The organism is Brevibacterium sp. XM4083 (assembly GCF_006489205.2).
GTDB lineage: Bacteria > Actinomycetota > Actinomycetes > Actinomycetales > Brevibacteriaceae > Brevibacterium.
In genome coordinates this window covers 1,277,317-1,292,265 of sequence record NZ_VFYR02000001.1, presented here as the reverse complement: position 1 = coordinate 1,292,265, position 14,949 = coordinate 1,277,317, and the positions used below count along the sequence as shown (strand labels likewise).

General features: G+C 67.6%; 18 protein-coding genes. 5 read left to right on the top strand and 13 right to left on the bottom strand.

Annotation, left to right across the window (positions count from 1 at the left end; all coding sequences use genetic code 11):
- The 7 genes from mutM (FJ887_RS05770) to coaD all read right to left on the bottom strand — a co-directional run.
- A partial coding sequence (mutM, locus tag FJ887_RS05770; protein WP_250786163.1) for a bifunctional DNA-formamidopyrimidine glycosylase/DNA-(apurinic or apyrimidinic site) lyase occupies window positions 1-650 on the bottom strand: 650 nt, incomplete at its 3' end.
- Complete coding sequence (gene mutM / locus FJ887_RS05765) at window positions 643-1,590, bottom strand: bifunctional DNA-formamidopyrimidine glycosylase/DNA-(apurinic or apyrimidinic site) lyase (protein ID WP_101624822.1); 948 nt, start codon at window positions 1,588-1,590, stop codon at window positions 643-645. The genes mutM (FJ887_RS05765) and mutM (FJ887_RS05770), both read right to left, overlap by 8 nt.
- A gap of 22 nt (window positions 1,591-1,612) precedes the next feature.
- Window positions 1,613-2,317 (bottom strand): ribonuclease III, encoded by a 705-nt coding sequence (gene rnc / locus FJ887_RS05760; protein ID WP_101624821.1) that lies wholly within the window; start codon window positions 2,315-2,317, stop codon window positions 1,613-1,615.
- A gap of 3 nt (window positions 2,318-2,320) precedes the next feature.
- Window positions 2,321-2,524 (bottom strand): 50S ribosomal protein L32, encoded by a 204-nt coding sequence (gene rpmF / locus FJ887_RS05755; RefSeq protein WP_063249041.1) that lies wholly within the window; start codon window positions 2,522-2,524, stop codon window positions 2,321-2,323.
- 2 nt (window positions 2,525-2,526) lie between these two features.
- Window positions 2,527-3,045: a YceD family protein gene (locus tag FJ887_RS05750; RefSeq protein WP_009378265.1), complete on the bottom strand. Its 519-nt coding sequence runs from the start codon at window positions 3,043-3,045 to the stop codon at window positions 2,527-2,529.
- A 131-nt stretch (window positions 3,046-3,176) separates the two neighbouring features.
- A complete protein-coding gene (locus FJ887_RS05745) occupies window positions 3,177-4,364 on the bottom strand; it encodes an MFS transporter (RefSeq protein WP_009378263.1) in 1,188 nt (395 codons plus the stop codon).
- Window positions 4,365-4,367: 3 nt separating this feature from the next.
- Window positions 4,368-4,856, bottom strand: coding sequence for a pantetheine-phosphate adenylyltransferase (gene coaD / locus FJ887_RS05740; RefSeq protein WP_009378261.1), 489 nt, complete (start codon window positions 4,854-4,856; stop codon window positions 4,368-4,370).
- A 79-nt stretch (window positions 4,857-4,935) separates the two neighbouring features.
- Here coaD and FJ887_RS05735 point away from each other — a divergent pair, with 79 nt between their 5' ends.
- Entirely contained in the window at window positions 4,936-5,442 is a 507-nt protein-coding gene (locus FJ887_RS05735; protein WP_009378258.1) for a hypothetical protein, read from the top strand.
- Between the two features lie 55 nt (window positions 5,443-5,497).
- Here FJ887_RS05735 and FJ887_RS05730 read toward each other — a convergent pair whose 3' ends face one another.
- The 3 genes from FJ887_RS05730 to FJ887_RS05720 are packed head-to-tail and all read right to left on the bottom strand — an operon-like array spanning window position 5,498 to window position 7,194.
- Entirely contained in the window at window positions 5,498-5,947 is a 450-nt protein-coding gene (locus FJ887_RS05730) for a hypothetical protein (protein WP_009378255.1), read from the bottom strand.
- A 43-nt stretch (window positions 5,948-5,990) separates the two neighbouring features.
- A complete protein-coding gene (locus tag FJ887_RS05725) occupies window positions 5,991-6,440 on the bottom strand; it encodes a hypothetical protein (protein ID WP_131248111.1) in 450 nt (149 codons plus the stop codon).
- 4 nt (window positions 6,441-6,444) lie between these two features.
- A complete protein-coding gene (locus tag FJ887_RS05720; RefSeq protein ID WP_009378251.1) occupies window positions 6,445-7,194 on the bottom strand; it encodes a GntR family transcriptional regulator in 750 nt (249 codons plus the stop codon).
- Between the two features lie 113 nt (window positions 7,195-7,307).
- Here FJ887_RS05720 and FJ887_RS05715 point away from each other — a divergent pair, with 113 nt between their 5' ends.
- Genes FJ887_RS05715 through FJ887_RS05700 form a run of 4 tightly spaced genes read left to right on the top strand, consistent with a single transcriptional unit; the run spans window position 7,308 to window position 10,448 of the window.
- Entirely contained in the window at window positions 7,308-8,189 is an 882-nt protein-coding gene (locus FJ887_RS05715; protein WP_009378249.1) for a transporter substrate-binding domain-containing protein, read from the top strand.
- A 21-nt stretch (window positions 8,190-8,210) separates the two neighbouring features.
- Window positions 8,211-9,002 (top strand): ectoine/hydroxyectoine ABC transporter permease subunit EhuC, encoded by a 792-nt coding sequence (ehuC, locus tag FJ887_RS05710; RefSeq protein WP_063249045.1) that lies wholly within the window; start codon window positions 8,211-8,213, stop codon window positions 9,000-9,002.
- Window positions 9,002-9,658 carry an ectoine/hydroxyectoine ABC transporter permease subunit EhuD gene (ehuD, locus tag FJ887_RS05705; RefSeq protein WP_063249046.1) on the top strand — a complete coding sequence of 219 codons (657 nt, stop codon included), beginning with the start codon at window positions 9,002-9,004 and terminating at the stop codon, window positions 9,656-9,658. The genes ehuC and ehuD overlap by 1 nt, the downstream gene beginning before the upstream one ends.
- A complete protein-coding gene (locus FJ887_RS05700; RefSeq protein WP_140954586.1) occupies window positions 9,645-10,448 on the top strand; it encodes an amino acid ABC transporter ATP-binding protein in 804 nt (267 codons plus the stop codon). Before ehuD ends, FJ887_RS05700 begins: the two co-directional genes overlap by 14 nt.
- A gap of 93 nt (window positions 10,449-10,541) precedes the next feature.
- On the opposite strand, the gene rsmD is transcribed toward FJ887_RS05700, so the two are convergent.
- The 3 genes from rsmD to FJ887_RS05685 are packed head-to-tail and all read right to left on the bottom strand — an operon-like array spanning window position 10,542 to window position 14,947.
- A complete protein-coding gene (gene rsmD, locus FJ887_RS05695; RefSeq protein WP_140954587.1) occupies window positions 10,542-11,132 on the bottom strand; it encodes a 16S rRNA (guanine(966)-N(2))-methyltransferase RsmD in 591 nt (196 codons plus the stop codon).
- A gap of 12 nt (window positions 11,133-11,144) precedes the next feature.
- Entirely contained in the window at window positions 11,145-13,292 is a 2,148-nt protein-coding gene (locus FJ887_RS05690; RefSeq protein WP_101624817.1) for an ATP-dependent DNA helicase RecG, read from the bottom strand.
- Window positions 13,289-14,947, bottom strand: a complete 1,659-nt coding sequence (locus FJ887_RS05685) for a DAK2 domain-containing protein (protein WP_223289962.1) — start codon at window positions 14,945-14,947, stop codon at window positions 13,289-13,291. Before FJ887_RS05685 ends, FJ887_RS05690 begins: the two co-directional genes overlap by 4 nt.
- Between the last annotated feature and the right edge of the window lie 2 nt (window positions 14,948-14,949).

The window sequence follows — 14,949 nt, the reverse complement described above, 5'->3', positions numbered from 1 at the left end:
AGCGCGGCGGCCATGACGTCGCGCGCAGCATCGATCAGCGTTGAGATCCTTGGCTTGCTCAAGGACGATGCCGCCGTCTCCCCGTGCACCTTGGCAGCCCAGAGTGCTTCGTCGGCGTAGATGTTCCCGATGCCGGACACTACCGTCTGATCCAGCAGCACGCGCTTGATGCCGGTTTTTTTGGCCTTGATCACCGCAACTACCCCCGGCTGGTCGAACAGCGGATCGAAGGGATCCCTCGCGATGTGGGCGATCGGCGACGGGAGCACTGCTCCGCCCTCGTCGTACATCAGATGCCCGAACGTGCGCTGGTCATCGAACCGCAGATCGTGGCCGCCGTCGGTGAAGGTGATCCGCGCGCGCTCGTGCGCACCGACTGCAGCATCGGGGGACGTGATGAGCATCTGCCCGCTCATCCCCAGGTGCGCGAGCAGCGCGTCGTCGCCGTCCAAGATCAGCCACAGGTACTTGCCGCGGCGGGCGGTCCCCGTGATCGTCGCACCGACCAACCGCGCAGCCAGATCATTCGGGCCACCCACATGACGGCGCGCCGAACGAGGATGCCGGACAACAGCCGAGGCGATCGCCCGTCCGCGGACATGTTCGTCGAGTCCCCGGCGCACGACCTCGACCTCAGGAAGTTCAGGCACGGGTAGCACCTCGCATGATCCGGGACCCGGAGTTACGGCGGTGCGCTACTGAACAGGTAGGACCGTCGAATTGCTTGCCCCGTGCCTGGTCAGACTGCGGTATAGGTGGTCTACGCCCGACCGGTGCCCGGCACAGCCAATCGCGACCTTTGTGTCTGCGACTTGCTTCGACCCGCTCTACGTCAATGTCGAAGCGGCCGGACTCCCCGTTGACGTTGACATAGAGCGAGTCGAAGCTCGTCCCGCCCACGGCCAGGGCATCGCCCATGACGGTCGTCGCCGATTCGAGGACGGCGGCCAGGCGGGAGCGCCGGGTCCGCGCCGGCAGTGCGAGCGGGTGGACTCCGGCCCGGAAGAGCGCTTCGTCGGCGTAGATGTTGCCGATCCCGCTGACGAGCGTCTGGTCGAGCAGGGCCGCCTTGATCGGGGTGCGCTTGCGCGCGAGCGCATCGACCGTGGCCTCGACGTCGAAGGCGTCCTCGAGCGGGTCGGGCGCGATGTGGATCGCCGAGGCGGGCACGAGCCGACCGTGGGAGGCGACGAGGCCCTGCACGCTGAGATGGCCGAAGATCCGCTGGTCGACGAACCTCAGGTCATAGGGTTCCTCACCGCGTTCGAGGCGGAGCACGGCACGCGTGTGCCGGTGCGTCTCATCGGCGGCGAGGTGGACGCGCAGCTGACCGCTCATGCCGAGGTGGATGAGCAGCCCGGCATCCCCGTCGAGGGTGAGCCACATGAACTTCCCGCGTCGCTCTGCCCCGGTGATGGACGCCCCGGTCACGCGTTCGGCGAACGCGGCGGCGGTGGCCTCGTCGATGCGACGCGCCGAGGTGGTCCCGAGGATGCGGGGGTCGACCACCTCGGCGGCGGTGACCCGGGCACCCGCGGTCCATTCGTCGACGCCGCGGCGGACGCTTTCGACCTCGGGGAGTTCGGGCACGGTGCCGGGTCCGACCTGCGCGTCAGCGCTGGTAGTCGGGGTAGAGCGTCCGGATGGCCTTGACGGCGACCTCGGCGGCGGCCGCCTCGGCGGACTTCTTCGACGATCCGTCTCCCGAACCCCAGCCGTTGTCGCCGAGGCGGGCGGTGGCGGTGAAGATCATTGCGTGGTCGGGGCCGGTCGAGGTGATCTCGTAGCTCACGGGGCCGAGTCCGAGGTCGGCGGCGGCCTCCTGGAGCGTCGTCTTGTAGTCCATGCCCGCGCCGAGGTTGACGGCGTCGGCGAGCATCCCGTCGATGAGGCGGTGGACGAACGCGAACGCGACCTCGCGGCCGGAGGAGACGAAGGTGGCGCCGATGAGGGCTTCGACGGTGTCGGCGAGGATCGAGTCCTTGTTCCGACCTCCCGTGAGCTCCTCGCCTTTGCCGAGCAGGATGTGCTGGCCGATGTCGTGGCGGCGGGCGATCTGAGCCAGCGCCCTCGTGTTGACGACGGCGGAGCGCATCTTCGCCAGCTGGCCCTCAGGCAGGTCCGGGTTGTCGTAGTAGAGCGACTCGGTGGCGACGAGCCCGAGCACGGAGTCGCCGAGGAACTCGAGGCGCTCGTTCGTCGGGATGCCGCCGGCCTCGAAGGCGAAAGAGCGGTGGGTGAGCGCTAGACGAAGAGTCTCGGGATCGATGTCGATCCCGAGACTCTTCTGCAGTTCTGCTGTGGTGTCAGTTTCCACAGGTCAGGCGTCAGCGACCTTGCGTCCCTTGTACTCAAGGAACAGCGGAGTGCCGGCTGCGTCTTCGACGACCTTGGCCTGGTGGGGGCGCGAGTACACAACGCGACCGTTCTCCACAGTCTTGACCAGGTTCGGAGCCTGAGCCTTCCACTGCGAACGACGGTGGCGGGTGTTGCTGCGCGACATCTTACGCTTGGGAACAGCCACGTCTAGCTCTCTTTCTTCTCATCCAACAAGTTCTTCAGCTGCGAGAACGGCGAATCGGATTCGCTGTCGTCCTCCTCGATGTCCTCACCGAGGGTGTAGGAGAACTCCTCGCTTCCGTCCTGGGAAGGACTGAAGGGCAGAGCCATCACGACTGCGTCTCTGATCGCGGGTTCGAGGTCGAGCTGATCGCGATTGATGACGTAGGAGTCCTCGTCGCCATCGGCCTGCTCATAGACGTACATCTCGTTGATGTCGACATCTATGGGCAGCTCGATCTCGTCGAGAGTCCTTGCATCCTCGCCGCGGGCCACGGTCGAGACCGTACCCGTCACGTAGATCCCCTCGGAAACGCTCTCGAACATGAGCTCGAGATTCATCGGCGTTCCTTCGGCGACCCCGATCACTTCGATCTTGAGATCCGCCGGAGCCGGCACCGTGGCATTGACACGTTCCCACTCACCCGGATGACCGAGCAATCCCATGGATCGGAGATCGTAGACGAACTCTGACCGCTTCTTCATGCTCTCTCCTCCGGATGCGAATGAGATGCCGCTCCTGCGTTCACACGCGACTCACCATTCTAATCAACGCGGGCCACCATTGCCAATCGTCGCCTCATCCCCGCCGAGGTGTTCCTCGTCACCCCTGACTCTCACCACTTCTCGTGGCTGTTGCGCCAGGTCACCCCTCCGGCGAGGAGGAGCAGCGCCCCGGAGATCGTGAAGACGATGCCGGAGCCCGCGACGATCGTGAGCACCGAGGCGAGCGAGGGGATCGCGACCTGGCTCAGCCGGTTGCCGGCCAGCCGGATCGAGAGCACCGCCGCCCGGTTCGCCGGATCCGACAGCGTCGAGACCCACGTCATCGTCAGCGGCTGGGTGAGCCCGAAGCAGAAGCCCGCGATCGCCAGGAGGATCGCCAGCGTCCACGTCTGAGTGAGGATCGGGATGAGGATGACGCAGACGCCCGCCGTCGCCGAGGCGGTCCACAGCAGCGAGAGACTCCCCCACCGGTTCGCGAGCATCCCGATGATCATCCGCGAGATCACCGAGGCGAAGGTCCGCAGGGCGAGCAGCCACGTCACCGTCGTCACGCTCAGCCCGTTCTCCTGCCCGATGAGCGGCAGGTAGGCGGTCATGAGGTCGACGGCGGCCAGGGTCGCCATCGACGCGAGGATCGCCGGCTTCATCCCCCGGATCCGCAGCAGCGCCCACGGGGTGCGGACGGTTTCGGCCGCCTCGGCGCGGGAGACGTGAGGGGTCCGCCCGCGGAGCATGACGATAACGGCGGCGATGAGGGTGAGCGCCGAGAAAGCCGTCATGAACCACAGGGCGCCGACGATGTGCGGGGAGCCCCCGGTGGCGTCGGCGATCATTCCGGCCAGGGGCAGGCCGATCGTCTGCCCGATCGAGACGCCCAGGGTGAGGTGGCCGAACTTCGCCGTCAGCCGGGAAGCCGGGAAGCTCTGCGGGATGAGCGCCTGGGAGGCGACGGTCGTGAGCAGCTGCCCGAAACCGAGACTCATCGTCGCGACGAGGAGCACGCCGAGGTTGGGCGCGACGGCGGCGAGCGCGACGGGCGCGATCGAAAGGACGGTGCCGACCCAGAGCACCGCGGTCGCGTATCCGCGGTCGACGAGGCGGCCGACGAAGAGCGCGGTGAGCAGAGGGACGAGCGAATAGCACGCGGTCATGAGGCCAAGGACGACTCCGGTCCCGCCGAGTTCGAGGGTGCGGTAGGAGATGAGGACGCGCACACCGTTGTACGTCGCGTGCGCGAGGACAGTGTGGATGACGAGGCCCGTGAACCAGGCCCGAGAGGAGGAAGGAGTCGCGGCCATGCCTTACGTGTCGGCGCTCAGCGCCGCGAGCACGGGCTCGGGCACGAGGCCCGTGATGTCGCCGCCGTGCCTGTGCACCTCTTTGATGAGGGAGGAGGAGACGTGTTCGAACTCGGGGTTGCCGGGGACGAAGATCGTCTCGAGGTCGGTGAGGTGCTTGTTCATCAGCGCCATCGGCAGCTCGTAGGCGAAGTCCGTGCCCGAGCGCAGACCCTTGACGACGGCGGGGGCACCGATCTTGGCGCAGTAGTCGACGAGGAGGCCACCGGGGACGACGTCGATGGAGATGTTCTCGGCATCCCGGGTGCGTTCGTCGGCGGCGAGCGAGGCGCGGATGAGATCGGCCCGGGTCTCGGGGTCGAAGCGGCCGGACTTCGAGGGATTGTGGACGACGGCGACGACGACCTCGTCGAAGAGCTTCGCCGCACGGGCGATGATGTCGAGATGACCCATGGTGATCGGATCGTAGGATCCGGGACTGACGACCTTCATGGCCTCATCGTATCCCGCGCCGTACGCTTGGCCCGGTCGGTCCGCTTGCCGAGCACTCGGCTGAAGCTATGGTGCAGCCATGAGTTGTTTCGACACTGGCTCCCGAGTGATGGTCGGCGGACTCTCCCGGCAGCGACTGCTTGCCGCACTCGATTCTGCGGAGGTGCGCCTGAACGACCACGCACGCGTGCTCATCGCCGGACCGGCATTCGACCGCCGTGACCCGGAACCCATCAGAGTGATCACGCGCAGCCTCTCGACCCTCGGGCTTACTTCCGGAGGCACCCTGCGCCAGATCTTCTCAACCGCAGAAAGCCGAGGGCTTCACCCCTGCCCACCCGACAGCGGTCCGTACCTGAGAATTGCTTGGCTCTCCCAACCGCAGTCGCATGACTCGGTCCAGTCGACCGGGCGCGCGCCGGCCGGGGCCGTGACGATCGCCTCGGAGCCGATCGACGAGACGTTTGCAACGCCCAAGGGGTTCTATCTTCGCCTCGTCGATGGCCAAGCATGGCTGCGCGCTTATCGATGTGACGAGGCGTTCGAGTTCTCAGCCGATGACGTCTTCGCATTCCGAGCCGATTGATATCGGTGTCGAGCGGCGTTCGAATCGGTCAGGACCCGGTCGGTCCGCTTGCCGTTCAGTCCGGGTGGCCCCGCTGCTCCTTGAGCGCCGACCAGCCGTGCCAGGCAGCGGCGACGACGACCATGGCCCCGAAGAGGATGAGCGAGCTGAAGCTCTGAACCATCAATGCGAGTTTCGCCGACTCCCGTCCTCCCGCGGCGGCGAAGACCATCATGCCGCCGATCGAGACGGCGGCGGCGACGAAACCGACAAGGGCCACCCACGCGACCCGCAGCACATGCGAATGCTCCCACCGCAAGCGGGCGGCGAGGAGGCCGAGCCCGAATGCGGAGGCTGCCGCGGAGGCCGTGAAGATCAGCCCGAACCACGTGAGCACTCCCCCGTAGACGTGGACGAAGAACTCGGTGAGGACGACGACGAGGACCATGGCCACGAGCACCGTGACGACCGCTTCGCGCACGAGCGCCCAGTAGCGCGCGGCGTACGAGCGCCCGAGAGGATCCATGCCCAGATCGTATCGCCGGGCCCGTCATGCGATCCCGGTCGGGTCAGGATCCGGCAAGCAGCGCCTCGTGTGCGCGCCGGTCCCGCACCGACATCCACGCGTTCCAACCGAGGCCGACGACGAGGACGGAGCCGAAGAAGTACAGCGACTGCACCGCATACGCGGTGACGACCATGTCAGCGGGAGTGCCGCCGAGCGAGGAGAGCGCCCAGACAGAGATGACCACGAGCACCACGGCCCCGGCACCGGCGATGAGGATGCGGACGGCCGACCACAGCCTCGGTCGCGGGGATTCCCTCCTCAGCAACAGAGCGACAGCGGCCGCCGCGACGGCGAAGGCGATGAGGTAGATGAGACCGAACCACGCAAGGATCGACAGCGGGGAAACGAAGATCTCGGCGGCCATGAAGACGAGGAGAACCCCGACCGCGCCCACGCCCATCAGCTCTCTGACATCGGCCCAGAAACTGGAACGGCGTGGCATCTCACCCATACGCTCACTCTCGCAAGCTCGCCCACTGGTCGTCAACACCGGTCCTCCGCCCCTCACCGCGGACGACGACGGCGTCGGGCTCGGAGGCGGGATTGTGGAGGCGGGCGACCGCCTCGGCGGAGATCCGGCCGATGATCGCCACCGCCTCGGACTCGTCTCCGGCGGCGATCACCTCGGCGAGGCGACGGTGGATGTCGATGAGGTCGCACCTGACCTCGTAGCCGGCCGGATCGGACAGCGACAAGAGCCGCGTGTGGACCATCGAGGCCTTCATCATTGCCCGCAGCCGCGGCGACCCGGAGCACGCGACGATCGCATGGTGGAAGTCGAGGTCGGCGTCGCCGATGGTGCGGGCGGTGTTGTCCTCGATCGCCTTTTCGAGCGCGCTGAGCGCCTCGTCGATGAGCACGGTCGACCGTCTGCCCCGGATGATCATGCGCGCTGCCTGGACCTCGATGGCCTCGCGGACGGCGTAGACGTCGTCGATGTCGTCAGGTCCCATCCGCTTGACCCATGCGCCCCGGCCTGGAGCATGGCTGATGCTGCCCTCGCTGACGAGCCGCTGCAGCGCCTCACGCAGCGAGGGCCGGGAGACTCCGAGGAGTTCGGCCGTGCGGACCTCGCTGATCGACTGCCCGGGAAGCAGACTGCCCCGGTAGATTGCGTTACGGATCTCCTCGGCGACGAGGTCGATCGTCGACGAGCGCACGACTCTGCGGAGCACGGGAAGTTCCGAGGTGTGCGGATCGCTCATGTCACGAGCATATAACGTTGTCTGACAGTGTGACATCACGACTGTAAGAGGATTGAATGGGGCGATGAGACGCACGTCACCCAGTGCGCCGATGCTCACCGAAAGGACCCGCAATGAAATCCCTGAAAGGACTCGCAGCCGCGACCTCGATCCTCGCGCTCACCTTCACCCTCGGTGCCTGCAGCGGAGGAGGCTCAGACAAGAGCACCCTGCAGCAGGCCATCGACGACGGGAAGATCACGGTCGGCTTCGCCGGTGAGGCCCCGTACAGCTTCGAGGAGGGCGGGGAGCTCCAGGGCGCGAGCGTCGCGCTCGCCAAGGAGGTCTTCAAGAACCTCGGGGTCGACAACGTCGAAGGCGTCAACACGGAGTTCGGCTCCCTCATCCCCGGGCTCAACGCCGAGCGCTTCGATGCGATCTCCGCGGGCATGTCGATCCTCCCCGACCGCTGTGAGCAGGCGGCCTTCGGCAACCCCGAGTTCATGTACACCACTGCCCTGATGACGAAGAAGGGCGAGAACGAGGGGATGAAGAACCTCGACGAAGTCAAGGAGAAGGGCCTCAAACTCGCGACCATGACCGGTGCCGTCGAATCCGACTACGCGGAATCGCTCGGCATCGATTCGCAGAAGGTCGGGACTCCGCAGGACGGCATGGACGCCGTAACCACTGGACGCGCCGACGCCTTCGCACTCACCGGCATCTCACTCAACTGGATGGCGAAGAACACGCCTGACGCCGATGTCGCGGTGAGCGAGTCGTTCGTCCAGGAGATCGACGGGGTCCCCCAGGTCGGCGCCGGTGCCACGGTCTTCCGCACCGACGACACCGAACTCCGCGACGCCTGGAACAAGGAGCTCGACAAGATCGTCGGCGATGAGAAGGCCTACCTCGACATCGTCGGCGACTACGGCTTCACGAAGGAGGAGCGGCCCGACGGGTCGATCACGACCGATCAGCTGTGCAAGGGCGAGCTGCCGACCGCTGACTCCTGAGTCGCAGCGCTTCCCGCACTCATGACCGACAAGCTCAGTGCGCTCCAGGGTTTCCTCCCACAGGTGTGGGAGGGAATCCAGGTCACGCTCATTCTCACTCTCGCCGGTGCCGCAGGTGCGCTGGTCATCGCGATCGTCCTCGGACTCGCAATGACCTCCTCGCACGCGTGGCTGCGGATCCCTGCCCGGATCATCGTCGAGTTCTTCCGCGGCACGTCCCTGCTCGTCCAGCTCTTCTGGCTCGTGTTCGTCCTCCCGCTCTTCGGACTCCAGCTCGACCCGATGGCGTGCGGCATCGGTGCGCTGGCCCTCAACTACGGTGCCTATTCCGCCGAGGTGGTCCGGTCCTCGATCGCGACCGTGCCCAAGGGCCAGTGGGAGGCGGCGATCGCGCTCAGTCTCTCCCCGGCCCGCCGGATGCTGCGCGTGATCTTCCCGCAGGCGTGGGCGCTGATGATCCCGTCGCTCGCGACCCTGTTCATCCAGCTGCTCAAGGGCACTGCCGTCGTCTCCTTCATCACGCTCTCCGACCTCACGGACAAGATCGGGCAGCTGCGCATGGCGACGAACGACACGTTCTTCGCCTACTCCGTCGGACTGCTCATCTACTTCGTCATCGCCTGGCTCATCCAGGAGTTCATGAACCTCCTCGAGCGCCGCGCGGTCAAGAGGCTGGGCAGACGCCGTCCCGGTTCGCGCAACGACCGTCGAAGGGCCCGGCGCGATGCCCGTGTCGGCTCGACCGAGGTGACCGGCCCGCGCACGGCCGCCGGTCAGTCCACGGGCAACGTCGGATACGGACAGCCGCTGTGATGTGGAACTGGGAGTTCGCCGCCGAGGCGCTGCCGATCCTGCTCCGCGGCTTCGTCAACACGCTCATCGCCACAGTCGTCGGCACGATCATCGCCGCGATCCTCGGCCTCATCCTCGCCATCGCTATCCGCGGGCTGCCGCGATGGATCAACTGGGTCGTCCGGCTCTTCGTCGCGTTCGTCCGCAACACCCCGCTCGTCGTCCAGCTCGTCTTCGTCTACACCGCGTTCTCGGAGATCCCAGGGCTCGTCGACATCCCGGCGCTCGTCGTCGGCTCCGGGGTCATCGGCGTCCACTATGCGACGTACATGTCCGAGAGCTACCGTGCCGGCATCGACGCGGTGCCGCCGGGACAGCGCGAGGCCGCCATCGCCCTCTCCCTGCCCCCGGTGCGCACCTTCACCGCGGTCATCCTCCCGCAGGCGCTGCGGGCGACGATCCCCTCGCTCGGCAACTACGCGGTCGCGATGTTCAAGGACACCCCGTTCCTCTTCGCGCTCTCCGTCGTCGAACTCGTCACCTCGGCGCAGCAGTTCGGGGCGTCGAAGTTCGCGTACACGGAGGCGTTCACCCTGGCCGGACTCATCTTCCTCGCCGCCAGCTACCCCACCTCCCTCCTCATCCAACGATTGGAGCGGCGCCTTGCCACCTACTGAGAACACCCCGTCCCCGCACAACGACACCGCGCCGGCGATCGAGTTCAGGGACGTCGAGAAGCGGTTCGGGACGACGACGGTGCTCGAGAACCTCAACTTCACCGTCGCTCCCGGTGAACGGGTCACCCTCATCGGCCCCAGCGGTTCGGGCAAGACGACGATCCTTCGGCTCGTCATGACGCTCGAGGAGCTCACGGGCGGATACATCTACATCGACGGCATGCCGCTGACCTTCGAGGAGAGGGACGGCAAGCGCGTCGAGCTGCCGAAGAAGACTACTCGGGAGATGACGACGCGCATCGGCATGGTCTTCCAGCAGTTCAACCTCTTCCCCAACATGACCGTGCTCGAGAACATCATCGAAGCCCCGATCCACGTGCTGAAGAAGTCGAAGGAGACAGCGGTCGCCGATGCCCGGTCACTGCTCGAGCGGGTCGGGCTGAGTGAGAAGGCCGACGAGCACCCGACCCGGCTCTCCGGCGGTCAGCAGCAGCGGGTGGCGATCGCCCGGGCGCTGGCGATGAGCCCGGAGATCCTCCTCCTCGACGAGGTCACCTCCGCCCTCGACCCCGAACTCGTCGGCGACGTCCTCGCGGTGCTGCGCGACATCGCCGAAACCACGGACATCACCATGCTCCTCGTCACCCACGAGATGCAGTTCGCGCGCGAGGTCTCCGATCGGGTGATGATGTTCGACAGCGGCCGCGTTCTCGAGGAGGGCCCGCCCGACCTCATCTTCAACGACCCGAGCCACGAACGCACGAGGTCGTTCCTCTCGAGCGTGCTCTGAGCCGCTTCGACGGTGCTCTGAGCGCTTCGACGCGGTGATCCGACAAAAACGCGGTCTGCTCACCGCGTATTTGTCGGATCACCGCGTCGGTGGTCAGCTGTCGCCCGGACCCTCGACGGCGAGCTGGACGAAGTGGAGGGCGGTCTCCCCGAAGGTTTTCGAGCGGAAGACCTCGAGGCCGTCCGGCATCGTAGGCTCAGGGGCCCGGGAGGAGCGTTCGACAACGACGATCGACTCCTCGTCGAGGTGGCTGCGCAGGCGGCTGAGCACCTGGGTCACCGCGTCCTCGCCGAGCGGGTAGGGCGGGTCCATGAAGACGAGGTCGAAGACCCGGGACTCCGGATGGTCCGGGTCGGGGAGGTTCCCGAGGAACTGGAGGACGTCGCCGCTGCTCACCGACGCCGAATGCCCGATCCCGAGCTTGTCGGCGTTCGCTTCGATCGCCCTGGCCGAGGCGAGCGACGAGTCGACGAAGACGACCTGCGCGGCCCCGCGCGACATCGCTTCGAACCCGAGTCCCCCGGATCCGGCGAAGAGGTCGAGGACATTGGCGGCCTGGAGCACCCCGTAGCCTTCGAGCATCGAGAACAGCGACTCCTTGACGCGGTCCGAGGTGGGTCTCGTCCCGGTGCCGCCCGGTGTGACGAGCTTCGACCCCTTGTGCGCTCCTGCGATGATCCTCATCAGCTCCTCCTCTCAGCTCGCCTCGATGAAGTGGGCGTTGTCCGCGGGCAGCACCCGCTGCCGCAGCACCTGCAGGGCCGGCAGCAGTTCGAAGGTCGGATCGCGGTCGACGATGTGCTCGGCCTCGACCCGTGCCGCCTCGAGGATCTCCGTATCGCGGAGCACCGAGAGGTGCTTGAGCGAGGATCCGCCCCACTGCGAGGCGCCGAGCACATCGCCCTCTCCCCGGTTGTCGAGATCGTACTCGGCGAGGGCGAACCCGTCGAGGGTGCTCGCCACCGCCTGCAGGCGCTCGAAGCTCTCATCGGCCTCGGGACGCTCGGTGAGGAGGAAGCACATCGCCTCCGAGCCGTCACGGCCGACCCGGCCGCGCAGCTGGTGGAGCTGGGCGACGCCGAAGCGCTCCGCCTCGGCGACGAGCATGATCGTCGCCCGGGGCACGTCGACGCCGACCTCGATGACCGTCGTCGAGACGAGGATGTCGATGTCGCCGATGGTGAACGCGTGCATCACCCGGTCCTTCTCCTCCGTCGACATCCGCCCGTGGAGGAGGCCGAAGCTCAGCCCCTGGAGATGCGGGGACCGCTGGAGCTTCTCGATGAAGTCCTCGATGCTCTCCCGCTGACCGATGACGTCGCCGCTCTCGGGATCGACGATGTCGCTGCGTTCGATCCGGGGGAAGACTGCGAACGTCCCCCGTCCCGCCTCGGCAGCCTTCTGGACACGGGCGAGGGCCCGCGGCAGCCAGTCCTTGTGGTCCTCGATCGAGACGGCGAAGGTCGAGATGTGCTTGATCCCTGCGGGCATCTCCCCCAGCGTCGAGACGTCGAGGTCGGCGAAGACCGTCATCGCCACCGTCCGCGGGATCGGGGTCGCAGACATGACGAGTGTGTGGGGCACCGTGATCCCGCCCTTCGCGCGCAGGGCCTCGCGCTGCTCGACGCCGAACCGGTGCTGCTCGTCGACGACGATGAGGCCGAGGTTGTCGAACATCGTCGAGTCCGAGAGGAGTGCGTGCGTGCCGACGACGATGTCGATCTGCCCGGTCGCGAGGTCGAGGGCGAGCTGCTTGCGCTCCCTGGCCGGCATCGACCCGGTGAGGAGCGCCACCCGGACCTGGTCGTCACCGGAGAGCAGCGGGGAGAGGGCCATCTGGTCGCCGAGGAGCTTCTGGATCGACGCGAAGTGCTGGGAGGCGAGCACCTCGGTGGGGGCGAGCATCGCCGCCTGCGCCCCGGAGTCGACGGCCATGAGCATCGCCCGCAGCGCGACGACGGTCTTGCCGGAGCCGACGTCGCCGTGGAGGAGCCGGTGCATCGCCGTGGTCTTCGCGAGGTCCCCGGCTATCTCCTTGCCGACCCGGACCTGGGAGGAGGTGAGCGCGAACGGCAGGTCGGCGTCGAAGCGGCGGCTGCGCTCCCCGACCTCGAGCAGCGGGGTCGCGACGAACTTCTCGTACTCGGTGCGCCGGGAGACGATCTCGGTCTGCAGGGCCAGCGCTTCCTCCCACTTCCACCGCAGTCTCGCCCGCTCGGTCTCCTCAGTCGTCGACGGCCTGTGCATCGCGTTGAGTGCCTGCCGCAGGTCCGGCAGATCGTACTTCTCCCGCACATCGCGCGGCAGCGGATCGGCGAACTCGGCGGGGTCGGCGACGTCGAGGAGGACCTTGATCGCCTTCCACAGCCTCGTCTGCGCGATCCCCTGCACCCGCGGGTAGACGGGGAACGGCGAGTTGAGGTCCTCAGGCGTCCACTTCGTGTCGTGCTCGTCGCGGTTGAGCCACACCGGGGAGTTCAGCGTCAGCTGTCCCCGGAACTGCTCGACCTTGCCGGCGAAGACGACGACGAGTCCGGGGGTCAGCTGCGCGTCGAGCCATTTCTGGTTGAAGAACGCGATCTTCATCGACTGCCGCCCGTCGTGGACGATGACGTCGGTGATCGTGCCCTTGCGCTGCCGCATCCCGCGGGTCTCCACGGAGACCACCTCGGCCTGGATGATCGCCGTCTCCCCGAGCGGCAGGTCGCCGAGCGGCGTCTTCTCGCCGGGGACGAGGAAGCGCCGGGGGAAGAACCGGAAGAGCTCGCCCACCGAGGTGATCCCGCGCTTGCGCAGGGCACCGAGGTCGCGTTTGGAGAAGTAGTCCTCAAGTCGTGCGCTCATTCGACTCCCATGATGAGCAGGGTCGCCCGGTCCCGCGAGTCGATCTCCTGAAGGCGCACGTGCTCGTGGGACTTCGTGAGCCACCCGCGCAGGTGCGCGAGCACCTCGGTGTCGCAGCCGGGTCCGTGGACGACGGTGAGCAGCTCCCCACCGGCGCCGAGGAGGCGGTCGGCGAGCTTCTCGACGAGGTCCGACAGCTCCGTGCTCTGCGACTTCGCCTTCCCGTCGATGACGACCCGGTAGAACTGCGACGCCGAGGCGGCCGTCCGGTCGGACTCCACCGTGTCCTCCTCGACGACGGACAGCGCTCCCGTGGGCGGGTTGAGCGCAAGCTGTTCAGCGGAGACGATCGTGCCCACGCGCGTCCCGGCCGCCGCATCGGTCATGTCGGCGACGATCTCGACCGTCGGGGCGAACGGGTCGTAGACGGCGAGCGCCGAGAGCAGGGTCGCGACATTGCGCGAACGGATGAGGTGGGCGCCGTCCGTGCCGATCAGGGCAGTGAGCGTCGTCGAGGAGGCGGGGACGACGATGACGTCGCGCTCCTCTGAGGCGATGACCTCGGCGACCGCCTCGGCGATGGGATTCGACTCACCCCGACCAGTACTCGGCACGCCCCGACCCGGCGCGGCGGCAGGGGCGGCTGCGGCGAGGACTGCCGGGTCGAGGACGGTGGCCCCGTTGAGGGCGCAGTGGAGGAGGAGCCCGGTGCCGCCGACGAGGGCGATGAGCTTCGTCTCCCCCGCCTCCTCGTGGAGGCGCAGGTCCTCCATGTCGAGGCGGGCGATGCCGTAGTCGGTGAGAAGGTCGAGGGCCCGCGCGGCGCCGGTCTCGTCGGCGACGTGGACATGGACCTTGGGCCCGTTGAGGACGATCGAGGTTCCGCCGAGGCGATCGAGCGCCCCGGCGAGCCCGACACCTGGGACGGTGCCGAGGGTGGCGACGATCTCGAGCTCCTCGGCTCGGGCCTCGTGGACGATGCGCGGGGTCTTCGCGACCTCCCCGAGCATCGATGCCTGGCCGGTGCGACCGGTGACGGTCGCGTACAGGAGGTCGAAGAGTTCGACGATGCCGGTTGAGCCGGCATCGACGACGTCGGCCTCGCGGAGGACAGTGAGCTGCGCCGTCGTCTCCCTCAGCGCCTCACGGGAGCGCTGGCGCACCGCGGAGATGAGGTCGACGAGGGCGGCGCCGGCGTCGGCCTGTTCGCGGGCTTCGGTCGCCATCGCGTCGAGGACGGTGAGCATCGTCCCGTCGACGGGGCGGGCGACGGCCTGCCGGGCCCGGTGGGAGGCGAGTTCGAGGGCGGAGGCGAGCGCCTCCGGGGTCGCGACCGTCACTCCCTCGAGGGCGTCAGCGACCCCTTGGAGGGCGACGGAGAGGATGAGTCCCGAGTTGCCGCGGGCCCCGCGCGCGGCCCCGGCGGCCATCGCGGCGACGACCTGGGGCAGCGTCACGGGACCGGAGAGCTCCTCGACGGCGAGGTAGGCCGCGCGCAGCGTGTGGTACATGTTCGTGCCGGTGTCGCCGTCGGGGACGGGAAAGACGTTGAGCTCGTCGATCTCCGCGCGCTCACGGCGGAGACGATCGACCGCTCGCCGCGCCCATCTGGCGGCCAGGCGACCGTTGAGCCCGATGGCCGGATTGGGTCCCACGT

Coding starts and splice junctions, on each gene's coding strand:
- FJ887_RS05750 (WP_009378265.1), bottom strand. CDS start 3,045: ATGAAGAAGCGGTCAGAGTTCGTCTACGATCTCCGATCCATGGGATTG.
- FJ887_RS05745 (WP_009378263.1), bottom strand. CDS start 4,364: ATGGCCGCGACTCCTTCCTCCTCTCGGGCCTGGTTCACGGGCCTCGTC.
- coaD (WP_009378261.1), bottom strand. CDS start 4,856: ATGAAGGTCGTCAGTCCCGGATCCTACGATCCGATCACCATGGGTCAT.
- FJ887_RS05735 (WP_009378258.1), top strand. CDS start 4,936: ATGAGTTGTTTCGACACTGGCTCCCGAGTGATGGTCGGCGGACTCTCC.
- FJ887_RS05730 (WP_009378255.1), bottom strand. CDS start 5,947: ATGGATCCTCTCGGGCGCTCGTACGCCGCGCGCTACTGGGCGCTCGTG.
- FJ887_RS05725 (WP_131248111.1), bottom strand. CDS start 6,440: ATGGGTGAGATGCCACGCCGTTCCAGTTTCTGGGCCGATGTCAGAGAG.
- FJ887_RS05720 (WP_009378251.1), bottom strand. CDS start 7,194: ATGAGCGATCCGCACACCTCGGAACTTCCCGTGCTCCGCAGAGTCGTG.
- FJ887_RS05715 (WP_009378249.1), top strand. CDS start 7,308: ATGAAATCCCTGAAAGGACTCGCAGCCGCGACCTCGATCCTCGCGCTC.
- ehuC (WP_063249045.1), top strand. CDS start 8,211: ATGACCGACAAGCTCAGTGCGCTCCAGGGTTTCCTCCCACAGGTGTGG.
- ehuD (WP_063249046.1), top strand. CDS start 9,002: ATGTGGAACTGGGAGTTCGCCGCCGAGGCGCTGCCGATCCTGCTCCGC.
- rsmD (WP_140954587.1), bottom strand. CDS start 11,132: ATGAGGATCATCGCAGGAGCGCACAAGGGGTCGAAGCTCGTCACACCG.
- FJ887_RS05690 (WP_101624817.1), bottom strand. CDS start 13,292: ATGAGCGCACGACTTGAGGACTACTTCTCCAAACGCGACCTCGGTGCC.